13 protein-coding genes are annotated in these 16594 nt (G+C 35.8%); 5 read left to right on the forward strand and 8 right to left on the reverse strand.

Annotated elements, in window-relative coordinates; translation table 11 throughout:
- The first annotated feature begins 16 nt into the window (after positions 1–16).
- On the forward strand, positions 17–1999 hold the full coding sequence (locus tag ACRD62_RS19550) for a thioredoxin domain-containing protein (RefSeq protein WP_430821808.1): 1983 nt from the start codon (positions 17–19) through the stop codon (positions 1997–1999).
- Here the strand turns inward: ACRD62_RS19550 and ACRD62_RS19555 are convergent.
- Positions 1996–2223 (reverse strand): putative signal transducing protein, encoded by a 228-nt coding sequence (locus ACRD62_RS19555; RefSeq protein ID WP_430821809.1) that lies wholly within the window; start codon positions 2221–2223, stop codon positions 1996–1998. The two genes, ACRD62_RS19550 and ACRD62_RS19555, sit on opposite strands and share 4 nt — an antisense overlap.
- Before the next feature lie 195 nt (positions 2224–2418).
- Between ACRD62_RS19555 and ACRD62_RS19560 the strand changes: the two genes are divergently transcribed.
- Together ACRD62_RS19560 and ACRD62_RS19565 are read left to right on the forward strand one after the other, a co-directional pair.
- Complete coding sequence (locus ACRD62_RS19560) at positions 2419–2793, forward strand: BlaI/MecI/CopY family transcriptional regulator (RefSeq protein WP_430821810.1); 375 nt, start codon at positions 2419–2421, stop codon at positions 2791–2793.
- On the forward strand, positions 2786–4753 hold the full coding sequence (locus ACRD62_RS19565) for a M56 family metallopeptidase (protein ID WP_430821811.1): 1968 nt from the start codon (positions 2786–2788) through the stop codon (positions 4751–4753). Before ACRD62_RS19560 ends, ACRD62_RS19565 begins: the two co-directional genes overlap by 8 nt.
- Before the next feature lie 34 nt (positions 4754–4787).
- Here the strand turns inward: ACRD62_RS19565 and ACRD62_RS19570 are convergent, their stop codons facing one another.
- Positions 4788–6308, reverse strand: a complete 1521-nt coding sequence (locus tag ACRD62_RS19570) for an acyl-CoA dehydrogenase family protein (RefSeq protein ID WP_430821812.1) — start codon at positions 6306–6308, stop codon at positions 4788–4790.
- A 202-nt stretch (positions 6309–6510) separates the two neighbouring features.
- Entirely contained in the window at positions 6511–7074 is a 564-nt protein-coding gene (locus ACRD62_RS19575) for a flavodoxin family protein (protein WP_430821813.1), read from the reverse strand.
- Positions 7075–7343: 269 nt separating this feature from the next.
- Here ACRD62_RS19575 and ACRD62_RS19580 point away from each other — a divergent pair, with 269 nt between their 5' ends.
- Both ACRD62_RS19580 and ACRD62_RS19585 read left to right on the forward strand, forming a co-directional pair.
- Positions 7344–8243: an outer membrane beta-barrel protein gene (locus tag ACRD62_RS19580; RefSeq protein WP_430821814.1), complete on the forward strand. Its 900-nt coding sequence runs from the start codon at positions 7344–7346 to the stop codon at positions 8241–8243.
- 18 nt (positions 8244–8261) lie between these two features.
- Entirely contained in the window at positions 8262–9824 is a 1563-nt protein-coding gene (locus tag ACRD62_RS19585; protein WP_430821815.1) for a WG repeat-containing protein, read from the forward strand.
- A 54-nt stretch (positions 9825–9878) separates the two neighbouring features.
- Here ACRD62_RS19585 and ACRD62_RS19590 read toward each other — a convergent pair whose 3' ends face one another.
- The 5 genes from ACRD62_RS19590 to ACRD62_RS19610 form a co-directional block, all read right to left on the reverse strand.
- Positions 9879–12923 carry a sensor histidine kinase gene (locus ACRD62_RS19590; RefSeq protein WP_430821816.1) on the reverse strand — a complete coding sequence of 1015 codons (3045 nt, stop codon included), beginning with the start codon at positions 12921–12923 and terminating at the stop codon, positions 9879–9881.
- 101 nt (positions 12924–13024) lie between these two features.
- A complete protein-coding gene (locus tag ACRD62_RS19595) occupies positions 13025–14281 on the reverse strand; it encodes an ABC transporter permease (RefSeq protein ID WP_430821817.1) in 1257 nt (418 codons plus the stop codon).
- A gap of 77 nt (positions 14282–14358) precedes the next feature.
- Complete coding sequence (locus ACRD62_RS19600; protein WP_430821818.1) at positions 14359–15381, reverse strand: permease; 1023 nt, start codon at positions 15379–15381, stop codon at positions 14359–14361.
- Positions 15362–15778, reverse strand: a complete 417-nt coding sequence (locus ACRD62_RS19605; RefSeq protein ID WP_430821819.1) for a hypothetical protein — start codon at positions 15776–15778, stop codon at positions 15362–15364. The genes ACRD62_RS19600 and ACRD62_RS19605 overlap by 20 nt, the downstream gene beginning before the upstream one ends.
- 1 nt (position 15779) lies before the next feature.
- Positions 15780–16478, reverse strand: coding sequence for a 4Fe-4S binding protein (locus tag ACRD62_RS19610; protein WP_430821820.1), 699 nt, complete (start codon positions 16476–16478; stop codon positions 15780–15782).
- Positions 16479–16594 lie beyond the last annotated feature (116 nt).

Consider the following 16594-nt stretch of genomic DNA (forward strand, 5'->3'; position numbering starts at 1 on the left):
AACAAGAATAATCAATATGAGAAACAATAAATTAATTCACGAAACCAGTCCATACCTTTTACAGCATGCACACAACCCGGTTGATTGGTATCCCTGGTCGGACGAAGCTTTTGCAAAAGCCCGTAAAGAAGATAAATTGATTCTCATAAGCATTGGTTATTCTGCCTGCCATTGGTGCCATGTGATGGAGCATGAATCTTTCGAAGATGAAGCTGTTGCTGCATTGATGAATAAGCACTTTATCTGCATTAAAGTTGACAGGGAAGAAAGACCCGATGTGGATCACATTTACATGGAAGCTGTTCAGATGATTAGTGGCAGGGGTGGATGGCCATTAAACTGTTTTGCCTTGCCCGATGGAAAGCCGGTTTGGGGAGGCACCTATTTCCCGCAGGAACAATGGAAACAAGTCCTTTCCACATTAAGTAACATTTATCAGAATGAACGCCCAAAAGTACTTGATCAGGCAAAGCATCTTACAGAAGGTATTCAACAACAGGATTTTCCAGAATTATCAATACTCCCGAAAACAGCTGATGAAGAAACAATCATAAAAAATTTAAATGCTCATTTTGACTCGATAAATGGCGGCTTTGGGTCTGCACCGAAATTTCCAATGCCCGTTGCTTTAAATCTGGCTCTTCAATGGGGTTATTTAAACAATAATAATAACTTACCAGGTTTTAGTTTTCTGACTTTAGATAAAATGGCTAATGGAGGCATTTACGATCAGGTGGGTGGCGGATTTGCCCGTTATTCGGTTGATGAACATTGGTTTGCTCCTCACTTCGAAAAAATGCTTTACGACAATGCTCAACTGGTTAGTTTATATAGCATTGCCTATCAGATAACAAGAAATGAAGACTATAAACGAATTGTTTCTGAAACCATTGCATTCACTTTGCGAGAATTAACATCTCCTGAAGGAGCTTTTTACTCAGCTCTGGATGCTGATAGCGAAGGTGTAGAAGGGAAGTTTTATATCTGGAGATATAATGAACTAAAAACTATTATTGGCGAAGATGAGCATTTTTACAAGTACTTTAACATTCGTCTGAATGGTAATTGGGAAGACGGTTTAAACATTTTGCATAGTAGTATTAACAGAAAAAATTATGCAAAAAATGAAGATATCGATCCTCTAAAATTTGAAGAAGACCTACAGAGAAAACTTGAACTTCTTCTACAACAGCGTAGCAGTCGAATCCGACCGGGTTTGGACGATAAAATACTAACGGCATGGAACAGCCTTATGATTTCGGCATTATGTGAAGCCTATAAGGCATTGGGTCGTGAAGATTATTTGCAATCTACAGAGAAGGCACTTAATTATTTACTCAATGTGACCTTGCAAAAAGATGGATCACTTCACCGAACATCAAAAAATGGTATTAGTAAAATAACAGGATTTTTAGATGACTATGCTTTTCTTATTCAGGCTTTAATAAATACTTATCAGGTTACTTTTAACGAAAAGTATATTCAACAAGCCCTTTCGCTATGCCAATATGTGATGGATCATTTTTATAATGACGCAAACGGTATTTTTTACTATACCTCATCTAAAGGAGAAACATTAGTTGCCCGAAAAACTGAGATTCAGGACAATGTCATACCTTCTTCTGTTGGAACCATGGTTCAGAATCTTATTCATCTTTCTCAATTAATGCATTTACCTGAATACGAAACAATCGCTGAAATGCTAATATCTAAACTTTATGAGCAGGCTGAAAAGAATCCTGTGTATTATGCGCAATGGGCATTGTTAAGTTTACTTCAAAACAAACGACAGGAAATTGTAATCTGCGGTGAAAAGGCTGATGAGTATAGAAAAGAGATTCAAAAAACATTTCGGGTTGGAACAATTTATGCTGGAACCAATCAACCTGAAACCCATCTGGATCTTCTAAACCAGAGATATCAGGAAGATAAAACACTCATTTACAAATGTGAAAATAAAGTATGTAATCTACCTACAAGTGACGTAAACAGCGTTTAATTATTCAAACTTAAATATTTCAATAAAGCTTCAGCTTCATCCCTATCCTTTTCATGAATCATAACACTTGCTTCCGGAACAATGTGTGGAGCAATGCTACTCGTATAGCCGTTTAAAACACTTGCTTCTATATTATGATTGATCAAAAACTGTTTGATCTTTTGTGCATCCATTGGTAGTCCTGAGAATACAATCACCAACTTTTCTTTGTTAGGGTCACTCATATTTCAAAATTTTAAGGTCAAATTCATATCAAATATAAAAAAAATTCAACTAACCAGATTCCTTTACCAGTAAGGCATTCATTATTAAAAACTAAGTCACAAAACTTAATCCTACGTTATTTAACTTATTTTTAAGTTGACAAACTTAAAAATAAGTTATACGTTTACATTGCTGATTAACTAACTTAGTATACAATGATTACTTTAACAAAAGCGGAAGAGAATATTATGCAGATCCTTTGGGATCTTGATAAAGGATTTGTGAAAGATATTCAGGCTCAGTTTCCGGACCCAAAACCACCTTACAATAGTGTTTCAACCATTGTAAGAGTACTGGTTAAAAAGGAAATTGTTGGTTTTAGAAAGTATGGCGGTACTTACGAGTATTTTCCATTGCTATCGAAAGAAGAATATCGTAGCGGTCAGATGAAACGCCTTGTTAATAATTATTTTAACAACTCTTTTAAACAAGTAGTCAATTTCTTTTCTGAAAATAAAAACCTTAAAACAGACGAAGTTAATGAAGTAATACGAATGCTTGAAGAACTTAAACAAAAGAAAAATGGCTAAGTTTTTGATCTACCTGTTTGAATCGGGCTTATGTTTGAGCCTGTTCTATCTTGGTTACATAGTGTTTTTTCGTAAAGAGACCTATTTCACCTTCAACCGGTTTTATTTACTGGGATCGATGATACTGGCTCTTACCGTACCACTCATTTCATTTCCATTTGATCTAACCAACCAGGGATATCTACACGAAACAGCCAATGGTGTTCGGCAGTTTAGAAATTATTACGAGCACCTGATTCAATTAACCGATCCGGGCGCTTTAGCCGACCCAATGGCAAAAACAACAGGAGGTCAGACAACTAATAGCAGCCAAATCATATCGAAAGAATCAATTATTTCTATTTCAGGCATTCTGATAAGCATATATATTCTGGGAGTACTGTTCTTCAGCTTTCGTCTCTTTTATTTGATTGGAGGTATCAGAAAGATGCTGAGAAGAGCAAAAATTCAAAAGGACAATGGAATGAACCTGGTGCTTATCAATGATGAAGTTCCATCGTTCTCTTTTCTGAAATGGATTTTTGTTAATCCGCAAATACTTAAACCCGAAGAATTTGAACAAGTACTAACACATGAAAAAGTTCATGTGCAGCATAAACATTCAGTGGATTTATTGCTCGCGCATATCATGACCATTTTCCAATGGTTTAATCCACTAACATGGCGCATACAGAAATCAATTAAAACGTGTCACGAGTATATAGCCGACCGTCAGGTTGTGCTGCAAGGACATGGTTTATTTGATTATCAGTCTCTATTACTGAGTCAGTTAATCAGCATTCGCTCAGTAGAGCTGGTCAATAACTTTAATTTATTATCAATTAAAAAACGAATAGCCATGATGAACAAACATAAATCAGGCAGATGGGCACAATTAAAAGCCATTGCCGTAGTTCCTATACTATTAGCAGCATTCTTCTTCTTTACAGATATGACAAGCAGAAGTGAAACGCTTAACCTACAAGACAATATTGTAACTGATACAAATGAATTGGTTGGATCCTGGGTAAGCAATGAAACCGGAATTAATCAAATACAATTTGTTGAAATTAAGCCTGAAAAATTACTTGCTGTAACTACTGTAGGCAATAATTCTCTTAATATAACCGACTATAAACTTGAGACAAAAAAGAAAAAATTAATTCTTAAAGATGGCGATGATATTCTAAAGCTGGATTATATTATTAATAATAATAAACTGACTATCGACTGGGGTCTCAAGGGAAAAGTAGATTATCTGCGAAAAATTGAAACAGACTCATATACTCTAATGGATGAAGGATTTCAAAAGTTAAATCTTCCTTATGCAACACAATTGAATCCTTATAAAAAAGAGATGATCTTGTGCACCATCTTTTTAAGTGGTGATATACTTACAATAGATGGCAATAAATGCAGCTTTTCTGAACTCGAAAGCATTTTAACCAAGTTAAGAAGTTCAGCAGACCAGAGCAAGGTTGATAAAATGTCTGTGTTATTAAATATAGATAAAGATGCAAGCATGAAATATGTTGATCAGATCAAAACGGCTCTCAGAAATTCAAACAACTTAAAACTAGGCTATCTTGCTAAGATGGAGGGAAAAGAAGGATCTGATTACATGGCTCTGTTTAATTTACTTCCTCCCCTTGATGCCAAATGGTTGGAAAAAGAAGATATTGCTAAAGAAGGTATCTCCTTATTTGAAATAGGAAAAAAACATAATGACTTCTCCAAACGATTAAAAGAATTTACTAAGTCAAATACGAAATATGTAATGCTTTATGAGTATGATAACAAAACAAGCTATGAAGATTACATTAAAACAATTGATCTGGTATACAAAACAATAAATGACAACAGAAAAGAAGCGGCTTTCTTTGATGGAAAGCACTATGAAAACCTAGATTACGAAGAGCAAAAAGAGTATCGTAAAAAATATCCGATTACTTTGACTATGAAAAATTTGGATGAAAACTAACAAAAAGCTCCGGATATCCGGAGCTTTTTTTGCTTTATGCAAAGTTAAGCCAGTTACTGTCTGATTTATAATCTTCAATAACCTGCACCGAATTTGCGTATTTAAACGAAGATAATATTCCGGTTATTTCCTGACGAAGATATTCAATGGCACTATTCGTTAAGTTATTGTCGAAACCTTTAGTACTTAATTCAAGTACTTGGTCAACACATACAATACGTCCCACAACCTGTCCTAATTCCACCATCTTTCGCTGAGGCATATTTAAATCAATTTTAAAATTGATTAAATCTTTCACCAATTCACTCGCTTTTTTGGTTAGATGAAAATCCTTGATGAACTCAAACAAATTTTCCAATTTGGCTTTTCGCATCAATTTAAGTACCCCTTCTGATATTTGTGAATACAACATATCGTTTGATCCTTCAAAAATCTGAAATGGACGACTATCAACCGTTGATCGACCGGCAATATGATTCAAACGGTACCCCTTGGCTCCTACCAACTGAAGTAAGGTTTGAGATGCTGCCTGCATCATATCTGTAGCAATACTTTTCACACTGTTGGCTTCAATACCAATTCCTGAAAGATCGTTTTGCAAACCTGCCTTACCACTACTGTTAACACACATAGCTGAACAAATGGTAAATCGCGATTGTAATTCAGCCAAACGCTGTTGCACCTGATCATACTTTAGCAAGCTTTTACCTCCTACGAATCGCTGCTGACAGTGTTTGATAGCCTCATCCAGCATACGCTGTATAAAACCCATTGCCATACCCGGAAATGACATACGACTCCGGTGCAACAAATCAAGCATCATTTTCACTCCCGACTGTTCTGGTTCTAACTTTTGAACCTTGGGTATTTCAACATCTATCTTATTTCTGCCATAGGGTATTTGATACAAACCCAAATTTTCGAAATATTCTTCAACAACGATATGTTGATTGGGTTGAGTAACATCACATACAAAAAAATCGATGTCGCGGGCTAATTGGCCATCTCCTGTATCTTTACGGCCTGTTAAAAGCCAATAGTCAGCCCAGCCGGTTAATCCGGCCCAATGCTTAGTTCCTTTTAAATTATAATGCGAACCATTATCCTTATAATGAGTCCTCATACTTAAAGCATCACTACCAAAATCGGGCTCCGTAATCATTAAGCCACCCATGTTGCTTTTTTCAACAAAACGTTTCATTACTTCTGCTTTGCTTTCTTTCTGTCCGGCTTTTATAACCGGTTGTAAAAACAATGCCATGTTGATTCCGAAAGTTAAAGATAAAGCAAGTGATTCGTAAGATGCAGCACTCATCAGAGCAATGCTTTCTTTTACATCACCGCCTAACCCTCCATATTCTTTTGGTATAATTGCTGAAAACGGATTTACCGACATAATCTCGCGCATCACAAAAGGGGGCATTCCCCGTTTGATTGCCAAATCATCAACCTTTGATCGCTGATGATAAACACTTTTCATTTTCTCTTTTAATTCATTTAAAAGCCCATCAAATGCACTTTCAACTTTTTCTTTTACCTCTGCTGCCTTAAACATTCATTCATTTTTTAATTATCATCCCATGCTAAGCAATAAGAATATTGCTCCTAAGTAACGAATTATAAATGAATAAGTTTAATAGTTTTACAGATAAAACGATCCGAATATATTAGAGGAAAATTCTAATTACTTTTAACAAGTGTTTCTGAGGTAATTATAGAATTTATTGTGGCTTACATCTATGATTTAATCGCCCATTTTATTCTTCTAAAACATTTTGATGACTCTCGATAATGCGGTCTTTTAAATCAATAATTAGATCGTGAAGATTGTTATTTTTAAGAACATCTCCTGCCTCGTATGCTTCAATTGTAATAGCATCAAGATATTCCATTCCCAGAGCCTTAAAAAGTCGCTTGAATTGATCAATTGTAAGGTTACTCTCTTCTCTATCAACGGCAGAAGGCAAAAGAAGCGCGCCTTTTTTGCCATAAAGTTTTTTATTAATGAAATATGGTTTAAAGCGATCAATCATTAATTTGGTTCGTCCTGATGGTCCAAACCAATAAACAGGAGTACCAAAAACCAAAACATCGGCCTCTTCCATTTTTGCATATAGCTTTTTCATTCCATCGGTCTGCATACAAACGAGCTGTTCCTTTTTACACTCTCTGCAATCAATACATGGATCAATATCATGATCGTATAAATCAAACAATTCAACGATGGTCTCATCATCTCTTAACTTACCGGCTAATAAATTAGCCATTGCTGTTGTATTACCATCTTTCCGTGGACTGCCTATGAATATTACTACATGCATAAATTTTCGATGTAAGGTTCGCATATTTAAATTACTGAATTTATTTTACAAACGACAGTTATTAAGCAATTTTATCTGAATAACCATTTTCAAATTTGGATAATAGATCTTACCATATAATTATTTTATGCTTTGATCTCGATTAGAAATCAATAACATAAACAGTTTGATCACATCTCTTCAAATATTTTTTCATTTTCTCCTGTAACAATAAAAAGTCAACAGCCGTCCTACCTCATGAATAAGAAATGAATTCAAAAATTTAAGCTATGAACCGATATTTTTTAACTTCTATATTTTTGTTTTGTCTTACCACTATATGGGCTCAAAACGAATCGGTAACTAAAATAGTTACAGTCACTGAAGATGGAATGAGAACCGAGGTAGTGGTACCCGGCATAAAAGTTGAAGTGGATGAATTTAATGATACCATTACGAAAATTACCATGGGGCGTAAGCGCTTTGAGGTTATTGATGATCATAATCGTGCACGTCTTCGAATGGTTCGTTTACCCATAGAAAAATTTAAAGGCCATTGGGCTGGTATTGACATAGGATTTAACGGATATGTGACCTCTGATTTTTCGACAGGTTTACCTGCCAGTGCAAACTTTATGGATTTAAATCAAGGTAAAGCAGTAACTTTTAGCATTAACTTCTTGCAATACAATATTGCTTTACAACGAAATAAAAATAACCTTGGATTAGTGATGGGATCAGGTATATCGTGGTACAATTACCGCACTGATAGTCCATACTATTTCCAAAAGAATCCGGTAACGAATGATACTGAAGGAATTCCCGTACCTGATGGCATCAGTGTTTCGAAGAACAAGATTGAATCGACCTTTATTAATTTTCCTTTGTTGCTTGAATGGCAGTTGCCATCCTCCAATGATGCAAATCGTTTCTTTATATCAGCTGGTCCATATGCAGGTTTTCGCCTATGGGGAAGAACCAAAATGGTTTACCATGAAGGAGGATCGCGTCAAAAAGAGAAAAGTAAACAAGATATCAATGTAAATCCATTTCAATATGGCGTAATGGTTCGATTGGGTTATCGATTTATTAAACTTTACGGATCGTATAATTTCTCAACCTTTTATTCAACAAACAAGGGTCCTGAGCTATATCCTTACACCGTTGGAATAACTTTATTAAGTTTCTAAACTTAAAAACAAATTGCTATGATGATTCGCAAAATATATATACTACTTCTAATCAGCTTAATGTCATCGATTACGATTGCTCAGACAGGCACTGATAACATTCTTTCGAAATACGATCGTTACTGGGAAATTAAAGAAGGATTGTACAGGGTAATGCTTGACAACAAAATGGGTATTATTACAGACAAAGGTGATGTGATAGTTCCCTGCGAATTCAACCAGGTTTGGAATATTGATTCTGATGGATTTTTCAGAGTGTTGAAAAGTGGGAAAGCAGGTGTTTATCATGAAAGTGGGAGAGTGATTATTCCGGCTGAATACGATCAGATATGGTCATTCAATGGCGACTGGGCCAAAGTGATGCAGAGTGGAAAACTTGGTTTTTTTAACCGTGAAGGATTAGCTGTTGTACCTTGTATTTATCAGCAAATATGGTCATTTGAAGATGGAAGAGCCAGAGTACTTAAAGATGGTAAGGTAGGATATATTAATGAACAAGGTTTAGAAGTTATTCCTCCTGCTTATCAACAAATATGGTCATTCGAAAATGGTAGAGCCAGAGTTTTGAAAGATGGTAAAGTTGGTTACATCGATGAACAGGGAAACGAAGTAATTGCTCCGGTTTATTCTCATATCTGGGAATTTCAGAATGGAAGAGCCAAAGCACTTTTGGATGGTCAGATGGTTTGGATAGATGAGCAGGGCCAATTATTGGATATCCCTGTTGAACAATCGGATGCCATTGACTATAATACACAATCACAGTCTTCTACTCAGAAAGAAAAACAGATAATTATTGAAGATGGCAGAGGCAATGAGACACGTGTTCGTGTTCCAGGAGGCAATGTAATTATCAAAGAAGATGGAAAAAATACATATGTTGAAATCGGCTCAGGTAATACCAATAAAGCGTATTATTACAGAGATCGCAGGTTTAACGGACACTACACAGGTGTTGAACTTGGTTTTTCCAATTTCCTGAATGCAGATGGAACCACTGAATTACCTGGTGATGCCGACTTCTTATCGTTGAACGATGGCCAGAGTTACAATATCGGCTTAAATTTTATGCAATGGAGTATTGGACTGCAGCGACGAGGCAATATTGGACTGGTTACCGGTTTAGGTCTTGATCATAGCAGATATCGCCTGTCAGGGTCAGAAATCATTGCTAAAGACGATAACGGTAATACTTCTTACTACACTTCGGATAGAAGTATTAAAACGAACCAGTTTACCAGCACTTATATTAATGCTCCTTTTTTATTGGAGCTACAGATACCAACACATAGTCATCAGCCCTTTTATTTGTCAAGCGGTGTGATCGGTGGAGTTAGAATCAATTCTTTCTCAAGAGTTAAATACACCGATAATCTGGGTCCTGAGAAAGAAAAGAAAAACAATGATTTCAACATACGTGACTGGCGATATGGCATAATGGTACGCATGGGTTACAGATCCATCAACCTTTATGGCACCTATTATCTAACCAGTATGTTTGAGGATAACAAAGGTCCGGAAATTTATCCTGTGAATGTTGGAGTATCGATTCCAATCAGTGGATGGGATTTAAACAGATAATATTATTTACAGAGATGTAGTTATTACCAAGTTAGTAATTGCATCTCTGTTCTTTTATCTCTCGACTATAGGTAATGAAAAGGTAAAAGTGGATCCTCCATTAATTGCACTTTCGATTTTCATCTTCCCTTTATTTACTTTAATAAATTCCCTGCATATCGAAAGTCCAAAACCTGTCCCTTTTTCTCTGTCAGTGCCTTCGGTAGAATAATTTGAGTCTTCTCTTTTTATTATACCTATTTCTTCCGCTGTCATTCCACGACCCTGATCAACTACACTTACATAAACCTTTCTCTTTTCTGTCCACATATTGATTCTGATGACAGTATTATGATTGGAAAATTTTATCGCATTGGATATCAGGTTTCGAAGTATTGTACTGATCATATCTTCGTCTGCCTCTACCTGAAGTTGAATTAGGTTTTGTTCGAATTGTATGTTTTTAATGGCAGCTGATTCTTTTGCAAATTCAATATTACGATTAATCAATTCATCTAATCTGAAACTAGATATTTTCACATCAAAAGCTCCCGTCTGAACCCTTGTCCACACTAATAAATTCATAAGTAAATCATACGATAACTCAGAAGTTTTTTGGAGGTTTCTGATCATCTTTTTACGCTCATCATCACTTAACTCATCATACGATTGGATCAGAAGACTTGAAATCCCAATCAATGTCTGAAATGGGCTTCTTAAGTCATGTGCAATGATTGATAAAAAACGATCTTTTGTTTTATTAAGAGCTTTCAGTTCTTTATTCGAGGATCTTAATTCACAGGTTCGTTGAGCAACCAGCTTCTCAAGCTTCTGCTTCTCTCTGATTGATTTTTTTCGATCGTGATAAATATATACACCAACTAAAGCAAATAAAATCAGGAATATAACTAGTAGGAAATACCACCTTTTATAAAATGGCAATACAACATTTATATCAATTATTAATGGGGAACTCCACTTTGATAATCCATCATTCTTCGAAGAGATAAGCAATTGATATTTTCCTGTATTACTAATTTTTAAGAACAATTCATCTTCAGTTGATACTTTTTCCCAACTTGATATTTGCTTGTCACCTGATACTACCTTATAACGAAACTGATTTGCATACTGAGGTAAGTAAGATGAATGCAAACTAAGTATATAATACTCATCTGCTGTTATTTCAAGCTCCTCATGATCGTTATATATAAATCGATTATGCCTTTGCGAAACTACAACAGGTTTTCTTGCCTCAACAGATTGAATGTTTTTATTGAACCTGACAACCCCATTATTGGTAGCCAGCCAAACAGCCTGTTGTTGATCTATTAATATACCGTCTCGATTAATTGTTTTGGAAGGGATGCCACTTAAGTCTGTGAAGATACAGCATTCATTATCTTCCCACTTAATAAGTCCTTTGCTTGTAGAAAACCACAGTGCTCCAATGGAATCAGAAGCCATGGCATGAACCTCTTCATTTGAATACTCTCCTACCTCCAATTTGCTCAGAGTATCTTGTTTAAAAACATAAATCCCTTTTGAGGTTCCAATCAATAAACTATCCTTAAGAATAAGTAGTTTGAGACAGTTGTATTCCTGGATACTGTCGGGAAAGAATTCCGATTTAACTCCATGAAATATATTATCCTTGTAATCAAATTGTATAATCGGTTCCTGCCATTCATTCGTTCCAATGGTTAAGAGAGAATCAGTATCAAGAGCTATAGCACCAACACTGTTTTGAGTTGGTATATTGGCAGTATGATTTATTAGCTTGTGAATCGAAAAGTCTACCTGGTATAGTTCATGCCCATTTTGAATCCAATAAAATCCAAATTTGTCCTTAACGATGTCTATAACGTACTTTTGCTCCAATTGTAATTCTTCAATCAGTTTACCTTTATAATATAAAAGCAGATTACCGTCACTCGTTCCGATTAAAACACTATCATTTGAATAATGCATTACCAAATTTGTGTCGTTGCTCCTTTTGCCTACAATCGGCTTTAACCCTGATTTATCGTTGGTAGATTTATAAATCACATTGTTTCTGATAAAAAATATGTGATCTTCGTTATCAATAAAAAGGTGATTAATAATCCCAGATTTAACATCATCAAAAACCGCTTCGAATTGTTTGCGTCTTAGAACAACCACTCCCAGATTAGTGGATGCTATAAAATCCAAATTATCTGAAGTATAAAGGTTTTGCACTCCGTTATAAGGAAAATCATCCACTTGTTTCATATCAAGCCTCTTTCCTGTAAAGTCTAAAACAAAAACCCCCTGACTCCAGCTACCTCCCAAAAAAATCTGATCTTCAATCTTACCAAAAGCAGAAAAGACTATTCCCTGAGAATTAGTAATTGAATTCAATTTATAATTCTGATTAAACTCCAATTTTGATAATCCATCTTTACAACCCAGCAAATAGCTATTCTTATCCATGCGTGTCGAAGAATACACCTCTTCAGTTAATAAATCCGGGTACTCAACAAATACTTCCTGTTCTCTGTCATACAAATAAAAATAACCTTGTTGCGATAATACTGATAGTTGATTATCTGCAAATTCCATAAACTGATAAGATCGCTGATAGGAGGTCGATGCATTTTTTGCATCCATCTCAAATTTCTTGACTTTACCCTTGCTTAAGGAAAAAATATTACGCCTGTCGGCTAACCAGATGATTCCAAAATTATCTTCGAATATGTTTTTATAATAATATGGAATTGTATCATTTACACTTCTTCCTTTACCCAATAATAGTTTCAAATACGGACCTTGCAGATTGTAATCAATCTCATATAAGGCATCATCTGAAATACAAAGAAGTGTTCCATCCTTTTTGCGCAGTAACTTTTTAAAATAGTTTGATCTGTTTAAAGGAGTCTTTAACTTAATGCTTTCACGACCCCAGAAAAGAAAACATCCTTCATCGGTTGCCAGATAATAGCCACCTTTATTATCCATATTAACATCTTTGATAAGATCAGCTGGAAGATTATAATGGGTATTATAATGAAGAATAAAGAAATCTATTTGACTTGCCTTGAGATTAATACCTGAAAGCATAAAGATTAAATGAATAATATAAATGAATAACCATCTCATCCCGATTGCAAATAGAAAAGTGAATTTTATGAGATAAGAAGTTACGTAAAATCTCTTAGCCAAAAAAGATCATATTGGATAATTTAATATCCTTTCTATTCTTACAATGCATTGATAGCCTCCACTGGATCCATTTTGGAAGCTTTCCAGGCGGGTATGTAACCTGATAAAATTCCAATGATTAATGAAATCCCAATCCCGTTTAAAATATTAACTAAACTTAATGAAATTGATAATTCAGTACTAACGCTTACCAGTACAGTAATAATAAAGATGATTAGTAATCCGGCTAATCCACCGATTAATGACAGAGCAGTACTTTCAATCAAAAACTGGAGCAAGATAAAACGTCGCTTTGCACCCAAAGCTTTTTGAATTCCAATGATACGGGTACGTTCCTTTACTGATACAAACATGATATTGGCAATTCCAAAACCACCTACCAAAATAGAAAATCCACCAATAAACCAACCGGCTATATCAATAGCGCCAAATAAACCATCCAATCCTTTTTGAAGAAGGCTGATCTGGTTTAATGCAAAATCATTATCGGCTTTTGGTTTAATTCTACGCACAGCACGCATAATTCCTGTCAACTCATCACTTATATCATCCGATGTATAGCCCGGTAAAGCTTTCACCATGATAAAAGGGTTAACTGACTCGCTGCGAAGATTAAACATTGTTTTAGCATAGTTAACTGGTAGCAGTATATTTTTATCCAGGCTGTTACCAAACATATCTGAGCCTTGCTTTTGAATGACGCCTACCACTCTCAATTTCCGACCCATCATTTTAATCTCTCTTCCTAAAGGATCCAAGCCCTGAAATAACTCTGCCGCAATATCAGCACCAATAACAGTAACATTACTCCCATTATGAGACTCCTGCTGAGAAAAATACCGGCCTGATCCAATCTCAAAACTCCAGATATCTTCAAAACTATGAGTCACCCCCATCACCGCCACTTTATCGTACGAATTGTTCTCGTATACCAGGCGACGCGACGAAGCCATCACATAACAAACAGCTTCTGCCAGCTGTGATCTTTTCTGAACCTGCTCATAATCATCTAATCCGGGTACTCTTCGATTCATGTATCTCCACCAGGGATATTCTGTTTCTCCTTCGGGTGGTGCCCAGGGCCATTTTTGAATGTAAATAACATTGTTACCCAACGATTCAACACTCTCACGAACAGAATTCTCAAGTGTATCAATCAAAGTAAAAACAGAAATAATGGAAAAAATACCTATGGTAACACCAGAGAGAGTAAGCACTGTACGCAATACATTTGAACGTAATGCATTTAATGCAAACAGGAAGCTCTCTTTGAAGAATTTATAAACAAGAATCATGGGCAGGTATCTTTGCTAAGCAAGATATGAAAAAAGTATGATCCCTGATAAATTTAACTATCTCAATTTTTAAAAGTCTAGATCAGAACTAGAAGATCATCGATTAAATAAACACCTGCTGTAACCAAAATGATGCTAAAAATAACAGCCCCAATTAAAGCTATTGCCAGCTTCTTTCCAAAAAACTTCAGTAACATAACAACTGATGAGATGCAGACAGCTGATGAGGCCAGTGAAAATGCCATGGCTGAAGCCAGTGACAGATCGGTGAATTCGAGCAAAGGTTTTAAAAACAATACATCCGCTCCATTACAAACATAAATAGGAATACCCACCAACATCATAATACCCGTTGAAAAGGGCTCTGTTGAGAATGAAAAAGACTCCAAAAAACGTTGTGGCTGAAAGTATTCAAATAGTAATGTAAGCAAGCCGGCAATAAGCATATACGGTAAAATCTTCTTCATATATACCATGGTCTTTCGAAAAGGGCTCATATTACCAACGCCACACGATGCTCCACAATTATCGTAAACACCGCTAATCTGTAATTGAAAATAATTTGCCAGTTTTTCAACCATCAAACCCGAAAAGACTGCCACCATAAAAGAAGCGATTACACGAATCAAAGCATATTTGACTCCCAAGACTGTAACCGACATAAAAACAATATAAGGATTCAGCAAAGGAGTAGCTATGATAAAGGTTACTAACGTACGTAGTTTTACCCTTTCTTTCATTGACTCAACAACCGGAATAACACCACAAGAGCAAACCGGTAAAAAAGAAGCATACACAAAGGCCAACAGCTGATTTTTAGGAAAGAATCGTTTGAGTTTTTTAGTGTGTTGCTCAATTAAAACACCTCCAAATATTCCCAACAATACAACCATAAAAAGTTCAACAAAATGCTCGTAGATATAAAACCCCCATCGAGGCAAAAACTGATACAATGCACATTCTTCCTTATGACCGTAGCCTATTCCTGAAATATTCATATAGATGGTATCAGCCAGCATCAAAGTCAAAGTGGAAAAAACAACCACCTTTGCTACCCATTCTTTATCGATCACCCACCTATTACTGATTGCCGGTATCATCTGTTTTTAATTTTAATTGCGTAAAAAACTCCCCTTTATCTGCTTTACGCATCAGGGTTATTTTGCTTATTCCTTTCTTGTTTCCAATGACCTTCACATCTATTTTCCTGATCCAGTAATTGCAGGTATCACGCTGCCAACCCTCATCTTTAAGTAATTCCAAGCCCGAAAGAAAAAGTTTGGTATTACCCATTCCATCCTCGCATATTTCAGTAGGTAACTGAACCTGACCTTCCAAAGAAATCACATCAGAAAGAGCATAAGTTAGTTTTTCTCCCTTTGTAATTTTGATTTGAGCCTTTACAGTCTGGCAATCTGCTTCAATTGTAAATGCAAAAGAATAAAGTAGCAGCACTCCTACTGAAAGCATCCATATCCTTCTTTGTGTTCTATTCATCTTAGTTACTTTGAATCGCACCTTCAGGACAAACTGATTCGCATTTACCACATTTTGAACAATTATTCTGAGTTATCTCAGCCGTTCCAATCTCACGCAATATGGCATCCTCAGGACAAACCGGATAGCATTCGCCACAGTTGGCACATAAGTCAGCATCAATTTCAGGTGCATCTGATGAAGTTGTTTTTTCTATGGCATCAACCGTACAAACGGTTAAACATTCTCCACAACTTACACATTCATCCTGGTTGATGGACGGAACAGAAGGCGAAGAAGCCTGCTCTAAACTAATAGCCTCATCGTTACAAACATCCATACATTTGCCACAACTATTACATTTAGAAGTATCAATATTGGCAATTCCTGTTGACGCTGTTCCACTCTTGGTAATGGCACTTTTTGAACATTCATCATAACAATCACCACAATGAGTACATTTATCCTGATCGATGGTAACTTCAGCATTGGTAATGGCACCATGCCCACATTTTTTTAAGCAATTACCACATTTGGTACATTTTGAAGTATCAATGGAAGCTTTTCCGTTAACTTTTGAAATGGCACCCACAGAACATCCACTCGAACATCTGTCGGTACAACCATGACAACGGCTTGTATTAACACTGTAGTTGGCAACCGAATAGGAAATTGCATTGCCCTGGCTTTCACATTTATCAATACAATCGCCACAACCCACACAATTACTGTTTACCTTATAAACCTGAGTTCGAAATAAAAACTGACTGATTTACAAGGAAATAAACAAGGTTTTGATTATATTTAAGTATCTGAAATTTAAATAATTAACACCAA

The sequence above is a fragment of the Carboxylicivirga caseinilyticus genome, assembly GCF_050589785.1.
Taxonomy (GTDB): domain Bacteria; phylum Bacteroidota; class Bacteroidia; order Bacteroidales; family Marinilabiliaceae; genus Carboxylicivirga; species Carboxylicivirga caseinilyticus.

Bases quoted from the DNA above. Each gene is read 5' to 3' on its own strand.
- ACRD62_RS19565 (WP_430821811.1), top strand. From the start codon at position 2,786: ATGGCTAAGTTTTTGATCTACCTGTTTGAATCGGGCTTATGTTTGAGC.
- ACRD62_RS19555 (WP_430821809.1), bottom strand. From the start codon at position 2,223: ATGAGTGACCCTAACAAAGAAAAGTTGGTGATTGTATTCTCAGGACTA.
- ACRD62_RS19580 (WP_430821814.1), top strand. From the start codon at position 7,344: ATGAACCGATATTTTTTAACTTCTATATTTTTGTTTTGTCTTACCACT.
- ACRD62_RS19560 (WP_430821810.1), top strand. From the start codon at position 2,419: ATGATTACTTTAACAAAAGCGGAAGAGAATATTATGCAGATCCTTTGG.
- ACRD62_RS19595 (WP_430821817.1), bottom strand. From the start codon at position 14,281: ATGATTCTTGTTTATAAATTCTTCAAAGAGAGCTTCCTGTTTGCATTA.
- ACRD62_RS19590 (WP_430821816.1), bottom strand. From the start codon at position 12,923: ATGAGATGGTTATTCATTTATATTATTCATTTAATCTTTATGCTTTCA.
- ACRD62_RS19570 (WP_430821812.1), bottom strand. From the start codon at position 6,308: ATGTTTAAGGCAGCAGAGGTAAAAGAAAAAGTTGAAAGTGCATTTGAT.
- ACRD62_RS19585 (WP_430821815.1), top strand. From the start codon at position 8,262: ATGATGATTCGCAAAATATATATACTACTTCTAATCAGCTTAATGTCA.
- ACRD62_RS19605 (WP_430821819.1), bottom strand. From the start codon at position 15,778: ATGAATAGAACACAAAGAAGGATATGGATGCTTTCAGTAGGAGTGCTG.
- ACRD62_RS19600 (WP_430821818.1), bottom strand. From the start codon at position 15,381: ATGATACCGGCAATCAGTAATAGGTGGGTGATCGATAAAGAATGGGTA.
- ACRD62_RS19550 (WP_430821808.1), top strand. From the start codon at position 17: ATGAGAAACAATAAATTAATTCACGAAACCAGTCCATACCTTTTACAG.
- ACRD62_RS19575 (WP_430821813.1), bottom strand. From the start codon at position 7,074: ATGCATGTAGTAATATTCATAGGCAGTCCACGGAAAGATGGTAATACA.